The sequence below is a fragment of the Frankia sp. CoWAU3 genome (assembly GCF_977971855.1).
In genome coordinates this window covers 1-7377 of sequence record NZ_CDWWXB010000176.1, presented here as the reverse complement: position 1 = coordinate 7377, position 7377 = coordinate 1, and the positions used below count along the sequence as shown (strand labels likewise).

The following is a 7377-nucleotide window of genomic DNA, read 5'->3' as shown; positions in this document are numbered from 1 at the left end:
AAGGTTAAACGACAAGCTTAGGTGGGGGTGTTTTTCCCGCGTCTCCGCTCTGGTCGTCAGGACCAAACCCGACGGTGGACCCGCCTTTTAGCGATCTGAGCTGTCCACTGATCGAAGGGGATGGCGAACAGTTGGCATCCTCGTCACGATGAGTCACGCTTTCGGTCGTACCGCCATCTCCGGACCACTTTTTCCGCATGTGTTATTCCCAGACCCTACGTAGCGTGGTAGAAACATCAGCGATGTAGACGAGCCGGTGTATCCCAACTGGTAGAGGAGGCTGTCCTAAAAACAGCTCGAGTGTCGGTTCGACTCCGACCACCGGCACAATCCTTTCTCGGTCGTCCGGGCATCTGACCGATGAACCGCGGCCGAGGAGGGGAAGGCTTCGTCGCTGTGGGATGCTGCGAGGATGCGCGCGTGGACGTGCGTCGCGATGCCTTGTCGGTCGCCGTCCACCGTGTCCCGGTGCGCCGGGAACTCCCCTATCCCAAGGAACGTTCCAGACGGTGACGTAGGCTGTAGTCACCGAGGGTGATGCCTCCCCGGAGGCGACCGAGAGGAGCCGGCTCCATGGCCGACCTTCGTTCCTCGAACCCCGCGTTCCGTCGCGGTGGGTTCGCGTCTCCTCCCACGCCGACCCCCGAGGAGTTGGCGAGCCACTACCGCCAGCCCACCACCCTCACGATCGACGACGTCGTCGTGCACACGCTGGGGCTGTTCGCACTGCTGGCGGTCGGTGGCGCGGTCGGCTGGGCCCTCGCGCCGGACTCGCCCGGCATCGCGCTGGGGGCCGGCCTCGTCGCCCTGGCGATCAGCCTGTTCGTCTCGTTTCGCAACCTGATCAGTCCGCCGCTCATCATCGCCTTCGCCCTGATCGAAGGGGTGGCGGTCGGGGCGGTCTCGCGCTACTACGAGAACGCCTTCAACGGCATCATCCCGCAGGCCCTGCTCGGGACCGGTCTGATCTTTGTCGCGATGCTGGTCGCCTACCGTAGTGGTCGGCTACGGGCCACCCCCCGGATGGCCCGTATCGTATTCGGCGTGCTCCTCGGGGTCGTGCTCCTCGGCCTGACCGACCTCGTGATCAGGGCCACCAGCGGAAGTCACCTGCCGGTGATCAACGATGCGACGCCGCTCGGCATCCTGTTCAGCCTGCTTGTGCTCGGCGTCGCGAGCCTGCAGTTCATCCTCGACTTCGACTACATCGAGCGGGCGATCGCGTCCCATGCGCCGCGTTCCGAGGCGTGGCGGGCGGGATTCGGCCTGCTGATCGGCTTCGTCTGGGTCTACCTGGAGACGCTGCGCCTGCTCTCCAAGCTGCGGCAGTAGCGCGCGGGTCCGTCGTGGGGCCGGGTCCTGCCGATGATCAGGTCAGGGCGCGCGCGTGGCAGGTGTCCTCAAGCCTGCTCCTCAGCCCGAGACGTCCGGCCCCGCCGACCGGGCAGTGATCTGGATGATGCATCGCTGATCGCGGATCATCGCCGCCCGGTAGTCGTCCCAGTCGGGATGCTCACCCGCGATGTCTCGGTAATAGGCGATCAGGAGGTCCATCGCCGCCGGTAGCCGGACGATCTCGGCGGTTCCGTTGATCTGCACCCAGGGCCCGAAGAACTCATCGGGGAACACACAGATCCGTACGGTCGGATCCCGCTCGATGTGGCGGACCTTGTAGGCGGTGAGCCGGCTGCTGATCTGCAGACGGCCGTCGGTGTCCACCCCGACGGTGACCGGTGACATCTGGGGCGTGCCATCCCGGCGGGTGGTGCTGAGCACCGCCCGGTGGTGATCGCGTACGAACTCAGTGGCTGCGTCGAGGTTCATGCAGTCATTGTGATGTGTCCGGTGGCCGACCGGGCGCGTCAACGATGCGGACCATGTGTCCGCCCCATGGCGCCGAGTACCCGGCGCCATGGGGCGGGGGACAGCTGCGGGAAGCCGGGCCGTACCTCGACGCCCCACCGAGCGGCCGGACCTGCGCGGCCGGACCTGCGCGGCCGAGGCCGCCGAGTGTCTACGCGCGGATCGCCCGCCGCCGCAGATCGGCCTCATGGACCAGGGCCGCCGCATAGCAGTGCGGCAGGTCGTGCTCGGCCCGCAGCCAGTTGACGCGCTCTGCGAAGCGGAGCAGGCCGGGTCCGTCGTCGAGCCGATCGAGCCAGTGGTTCACGTCGTGGCCGGTTGCCTTCGGTATCCGCTCGATGAGGATCTGGTGGGTCTGGGCGGAGCGGTTCAGCGACATGCGCGCCTCCTGAGGTGAAACCCGACGTCAACGGACCATGTCTGGAGGGTGCCTTATACCACAGTAGAGAGCAAGACCCGTTCCCGTCATCGTCAGGTAACCTGCTCGGATGTTCGACGAGGTCCGTGATCTCACCCGTGATCTCACCCGTGAGGTCGGCCTGCTGATTCACCGCCTTCAGTGTTGGTCCGGGTCATCATGGGATGTTCCGGTGGAATCCGGTGGTACCAGGGCGGAGCGGGCCGTTCGGCTGCTCGACGAACTGGCGTCGCTCGGCGAGCGGGCCGGCACGGGAGCGCCGGCCGGCGCTCGTCCGCCGCGGCTGGCGCCGCATGCCCTGACCGACCAGCTCGCGGTCCTCGCCGACGAGCTCGTCGCCGCGATCTCGGTGCCCGGTGCGGCGGCGCCGTCCGGTCTCGACGTCCTGGCCGCAGCCCGGGTCGCCGTCCTGGAGGCTCGCCGGGATCTGGACGGCGCGGGCTTCGGGTTCCGCCCCCGTTGAGAGTTCGGTCGGTCTGATCGTCCAGTTCGGTTGGTCGGTCCGATCGTCGTTCACCGCAGGTTCCACGTGCTGCGCACGGTCTCCAGAACGTGTCCCGAGGCGATCCGCGCGCCGTCGAGACTCAGGTGCACGCCGTCACGGGCTCGGGCCAGGACGGTGTTACCGTCCGCGCTGGTGAGGTAGTCGCTGTATGCGCCGTTCTTCGACAACCACGGGGTGAGATCGAGATATCGGGCTCCGACCACCCTGGTCGTGGCGTCGAGGGTCGCCTCGTTCAGCCGGCGGAAGTAGCCGTTCAGCTGGTCCGACCGGGCTGGCGGGAGGCTGAGCCACAGCACTCGGCGGGCCCCGTCGCCGCTCCAGATCCGCATCACGACGATGGCACGCCGTTGGTACTCGGCGGTCCACGCGTCCGATCCGGCTGGCAGGACGGTTCCGTCCGCAAGCGTGATGCCCTGGCCGTCGTTCCCGCCCATGGCGACGATCACCAGCTCCGGGTTGCGCTGCGTGATCTGCGCCCGGGCATGGGTGGCCCAGTCGAAGAAGTCGGGCCGCACCAGGCCCGTGCCGAACCGCGTCTCGGTCTGTGCCCGGATCGCGGCGGGCGCACTGTTCATGATGCTCGGACCGAGTGATTCCGTCAGCGAGTCCCCGGTGACCAGGACGCGCAGCGGATCGGCCGCGGTCGGGTGGCGCGGTGGCAGCGGGGAGCGGTGGGAACCGGCGGCGCCCGGCCCGAGGGTGCCGGGGCGATCGGGCTCGGCTTCAGCTCGGCTGGCCGCCGATGCCAGCTCGGAGAAGGTTCCGCCGGACTTGGCGTCGTGACCGAACGCGCGTGACAACCACCGGTCCGGTTCGTCGAGATGGACGGTCCGGGTGATCCGTTCGATCGGACGGGCCCCGCCCAGCACGAGCGTGCGGGTGAGTCCTGGGCGCATGCCCTCGCCCGCGTGCACCATCGCCGAGGCGCGGAGCACCGCCAGCAGACCCAGGGTGACGGCTACCAGTAGGAAGGCCTGCCGAACCCGGACGACACCGGTGGTTGCCGCGGCTGCGGTCGCCGGGGGTCCCGGTGGCGCCGAATCTTCACGCTCAGTCATCGCCCCTCGGCTTCGTTGACGCAGGTCACAGATGTCCCGGAATGTGATCGGGCGTTGCTATTCGATTACTCTAAGTTAAAGCCCCTCTCGCCGTTGCTCGTATCGTCCGGCCTGGGCGACCCCGGCCGGGGTAACACTCAGGCTCCGGGACCGGGGTTGGGCTGGGGAGAGCAGGCGAGCGTGACTCAGAAGCGGAAGTAGATGAACGGCGCGACGTCCTGCGGGCCAACGATCGCATAAATGATCATGATGCTCAGGGTGAGCAGCGCGATCTGAGCGCCAAGGCGCAGTCGGGTGAAGGCGGCCTGCGCGTGGATCCACCAGACGCGGGGGACGGCTGCGGTGGCCAGTCCCACCCCGATGGCGGCGAGGACCGTCGGAGTGACCAGCGGCGCCGGTCCGCTCGCGGTGAACAGCCGGACGACGAGCTCGCGTGCCGTTGCCAGGTCGGGCGCTCGGAACAGGACCCAGGTGGCACACACGAAGTGGAAGACGGCCAGCCGGCCGGCCCAGGCGTGGACCGGGTTGGGGACCGCTTCGGGAAGCGCGGCCTGTGCGGCGATGATCGTCTGGTGGCTCGCGGTGGTCGGCGTCCCCGCGGAACTGCCGGCGATGCCGAAGCCGGCAGCGGGACCGGGACCAATAACGGCGCCGGATCCGCCAGTGGAAAGGAGCGGTGCGGGGCTCTCCGATCCCGGCCGGGGTAGCGGCATCGCGGAGAGCCCCGCCGATTCGGCCTGTCCCGGGATCTGCTCCTGTCCCGTGGCTCGGGCCTGTCCCGGGATCTGCTCCTGTCCCGTGGCTCGGGCCCGTTCCGTCGCCCGGATCCGGTCCGCCCGTCGGGCCCGGATCCGGCGTTCGGTCACCAGCCCACCGCCGTGCAGCGCTCCCCACAGGACGAACGTCCAGGCGGCGCCGTGCCAGAGACCGCCCAGAGTCATGGTGATCATGATGTTGAGGTAGGTGCGCCGCTTCCCCTTCCGGTTCCCTCCGAGCGGTAGGTAGACGTAGTCGCGTAGCCATCGGGACAGGGTCATGTGCCAGCGGCGCCAGAAGTCCTGCAGGGTGACGGCCGCGTAGGGACGGTCGAAGTTGTCCGGGAAGCGGAAGCCGAGCAGGAGGGCGATCCCGATCGCGATGTCGGAGTACGCCGAGAAGTCACAGTAGATCTGCACGGCGTAGCCGTAGCCGGCCGTGGCGATCTCCAGCGACGAGTGCTGGCCGGGTGCGTCGAAGACGGGGTCGACGAGGCGTGAGGCGATCAGATCGGCGAGCACCACCTTCTTGACCAGGCCGCCCACGATCAGGAACACGGCCCGGGTGGCCTGGACCTGGTTCGGATCCCGTGGCGTGGCGAGCTGGGGGATGAACTCGCGCGCACGCACGATGGGACCGGCGACCAGATGCGGGAAGAACGCCTCGTACACGGCGAAGTCCAGCAGCGACGCGGGTGTGCTGGTGCCGCGATGGACGTCGATGACGTAGGACAGCGCCTGGAAGGTGAAGAACGAGATCCCGATCGGCAGCGCCACCTGGAGCAGGGGCAGCGCCGTGGGGAGGCCGATCTCGGCCAGCGCGCGGTCCACCGACAGGGCGAAGAAGCTGTAGTACTTGAACCAGCCGAGCAGGCCGAGGTCGCAGACGATCGCGGCGATGAGGAGGCGGCGGTCGCGCCAGCGGTGGACCGCGACGGCGGCACCCTGGTTGATCAAGGTGGAGGCCACGATCAGCAGCACGAAGCGTGCGTCCGCGAAGCCGTAGAAGAAATACGACGCCCCGAGGATGAACGGCTTCCACAGCCTCGGCCGGGGCATCAGCAGCCAGGAGATCGCCAGCACCACGACAAGGAACGCCGCAAACTCGATCGTCGGAAAGATCATGTGTGCCCGTCCGGTGGGGTCGCCCAGCAGGATAATCGCTTTAGGAAGTCGATCGACTACCTAAAGTAGTTGATGGGTGGGGTGTTCGCCGCTCGACGGCCGCGCTGCCGGCATCCGCCTGGCCCTTTCGGGTAACCTCCGGCCGATTGCCGGTGGAACTCGTGCGCCGGCGCCATGGGATGGCTACCTTCCGACCATGGGTATCGTCTCAGTCAACGGCATCGACCTCGCCTACGAGATCCACGGAGACGAGGACGGGTTGCCGCTGCTCCTGATCGGCGGCCTCGGGCAGCCGCTCGTCGGCTGGCACCCGGACCTGCTGGCCGCGCTCGGTCGTCGCGGTTATCGAACGATCATCTTCGACAACCGGGACGTGGGACTGTCCACTCATCTCGACCAGCTCGGTCGGCCCGACCTGGCGGCGATCCTGAGCGGTCGCTTCGACCTCGCCCCCTACCGGCTCGATGACCTGGCCGCGGACGCGATCGGCCTGCTGACCGCCCTCGGGATCGAGTCGGCGCACCTGATGGGCAGCTCGATGGGTGGCATGATCGCCCAGATCGCGGCCCTCGGGAACCCCGAGCGGGTGCGCAGCCTCACCTCGATGATGTCCCATCCGGGTGACCACCGGGTGCAGCCGACCGCCGAGGCGATTGCGCTGTTCCTGCGGCCGGCGCCGGCCGACCTGGAGGAGTTCGTCCTCGCCGGGCACGAGGCGCAGGAGGTCCTGGGCTCGCCGTTGTTCGCGCCGGACGTGGCGTGGCTGCGGCGGCGGGCCGAGATCCAATGGGGCCGTCGCCCGAACCCGGTCGGGGTCATGCGCCAGATCGCCGCCGTGCTCGCGGCGCCCGACCGCACCCCCGGGCTCGCACGGCTCCCGGTCCCCACCCTCGTCGTCCACGGTGACGCGGACCCGCTCGTCCCGGTCCTCGGTGGTCGGTTGACGGCCGCGGCGATCCCGCTCGCGGAGCTGCTGGAGATCGACGGGATGGGGCATGAGCTTCCCCGCCAGGTCTGGGGTCGCATCCTGGACAAGCTTGACGATGTCGTGCATCGCGGGGAAGTCGATCGTCGCGGGACGCTCGCGCAGGCGAGCTGAGCGCCGACCCGCCCCCCCGGATCGTCGCGGTGGCCCGGCCGCGTCAGGTCCCGGGCTTGATGACCATGAAAGCGATGATCAGTATCCAGCAGGCGGTGCTCACGGCGACACCCCCCATGATTGGAAGGGTACGCCGACGCGTGTCACCGCCCGCGTCGATCTCCTTGACGGCGTGGGCGAGCCCGGGCGCGATCATGCCCAGCGAGATCCCGGTGGCCACCACCCACAGCACGAGGGCACCCGACAGCCAGGGGTCGCCCAGCGACCGCACGCTGCCGAATGATCCCTGATGCACCAGCCCGAGGCCCGTCACGACGATGAGCAGTGAGGCGAGCGCGAGAGCCCGGATCATCCGCACGCACAGGCGCAGGATCGGCAGGGCACCGGCCCCCAACCGCAGCAGGCGCGGGGTGACCACGGTGATCAGTGTCAGCGGACCGATGACGAAGACCCCGAGAACGACGTGCACGGTCAGGAGGAGCCCGAAGCTGCCCGAATGCGGCATGCGCAGAAGGTATCGATCGTCGTCCGTCGGCCGTATCCCGGGGACGGCG

The 7377-nt window shown here is 68.6% G+C and carries 8 protein-coding genes and 1 tRNA gene; 4 read left to right on the top strand and 5 right to left on the bottom strand.

The annotated features are described in order from the left end of the window. The first annotated feature begins 252 nt into the window (after positions 1–252). Positions 253–327: transfer RNA gene (locus AC08ON_RS14285), tRNA-Leu, on the top strand. A gap of 246 nt (positions 328–573) precedes the next feature. Then, positions 574–1332, top strand: a complete 759-nt coding sequence (locus AC08ON_RS14280; protein ID WP_023840078.1) for a Bax inhibitor-1/YccA family protein — start codon at positions 574–576, stop codon at positions 1330–1332. A gap of 81 nt (positions 1333–1413) precedes the next feature. Here the strand turns inward: AC08ON_RS14280 and AC08ON_RS14275 are convergent, their stop codons facing one another. Both AC08ON_RS14275 and AC08ON_RS14270 read right to left on the bottom strand, forming a co-directional pair. Then, positions 1414–1824, bottom strand: a complete 411-nt coding sequence (locus tag AC08ON_RS14275) for a PPOX class F420-dependent oxidoreductase (protein ID WP_476607997.1) — start codon at positions 1822–1824, stop codon at positions 1414–1416. A gap of 190 nt (positions 1825–2014) precedes the next feature. After that, a complete protein-coding gene (locus tag AC08ON_RS14270) occupies positions 2015–2242 on the bottom strand; it encodes a DUF4287 domain-containing protein (RefSeq protein WP_011438288.1) in 228 nt (75 codons plus the stop codon). Positions 2243–2351: 109 nt separating this feature from the next. On the opposite strand from AC08ON_RS14270, the gene AC08ON_RS14265 reads away from it, so the two are divergent. Then, complete coding sequence (locus tag AC08ON_RS14265) at positions 2352–2744, top strand: hypothetical protein (protein ID WP_476617142.1); 393 nt, start codon at positions 2352–2354, stop codon at positions 2742–2744. Between the two features lie 50 nt (positions 2745–2794). On the opposite strand, the gene AC08ON_RS14260 is transcribed toward AC08ON_RS14265, so the two are convergent. Both AC08ON_RS14260 and AC08ON_RS14255 read right to left on the bottom strand, forming a co-directional pair. Next, entirely contained in the window at positions 2795–3844 is a 1050-nt protein-coding gene (locus AC08ON_RS14260; RefSeq protein WP_476607999.1) for a DUF459 domain-containing protein, read from the bottom strand. A gap of 185 nt (positions 3845–4029) precedes the next feature. Further along, positions 4030–5724, bottom strand: coding sequence for an MBOAT family O-acyltransferase (locus tag AC08ON_RS14255; RefSeq protein WP_476617141.1), 1695 nt, complete (start codon positions 5722–5724; stop codon positions 4030–4032). Between the two features lie 196 nt (positions 5725–5920). On the opposite strand from AC08ON_RS14255, the gene AC08ON_RS14250 reads away from it, so the two are divergent. Further along, the gene (locus tag AC08ON_RS14250) at positions 5921–6823 is read left to right on the top strand and encodes an alpha/beta fold hydrolase (protein ID WP_476608001.1); all 903 of its coding nucleotides are present in this window, start codon (positions 5921–5923) and stop codon (positions 6821–6823) included. Between the two features lie 43 nt (positions 6824–6866). Here the strand turns inward: AC08ON_RS14250 and AC08ON_RS14245 are convergent. After that, positions 6867–7377: hypothetical protein (locus AC08ON_RS14245; RefSeq protein WP_476617140.1), on the bottom strand; the 511-nt coding region annotated here is incomplete at its 5' end.

Bases quoted from the DNA above. Each gene is read 5' to 3' on its own strand.
- AC08ON_RS14280 (WP_023840078.1), top strand. From the start codon at position 574: ATGGCCGACCTTCGTTCCTCGAACCCCGCGTTCCGTCGCGGTGGGTTC.
- AC08ON_RS14275 (WP_476607997.1), bottom strand. From the start codon at position 1,824: ATGAACCTCGACGCAGCCACTGAGTTCGTACGCGATCACCACCGGGCG.
- AC08ON_RS14270 (WP_011438288.1), bottom strand. From the start codon at position 2,242: ATGTCGCTGAACCGCTCCGCCCAGACCCACCAGATCCTCATCGAGCGG.
- AC08ON_RS14265 (WP_476617142.1), top strand. From the start codon at position 2,352: ATGTTCGACGAGGTCCGTGATCTCACCCGTGATCTCACCCGTGAGGTC.
- AC08ON_RS14260 (WP_476607999.1), bottom strand. From the start codon at position 3,844: ATGACTGAGCGTGAAGATTCGGCGCCACCGGGACCCCCGGCGACCGCA.
- AC08ON_RS14255 (WP_476617141.1), bottom strand. From the start codon at position 5,724: ATGATCTTTCCGACGATCGAGTTTGCGGCGTTCCTTGTCGTGGTGCTG.
- AC08ON_RS14250 (WP_476608001.1), top strand. From the start codon at position 5,921: ATGGGTATCGTCTCAGTCAACGGCATCGACCTCGCCTACGAGATCCAC.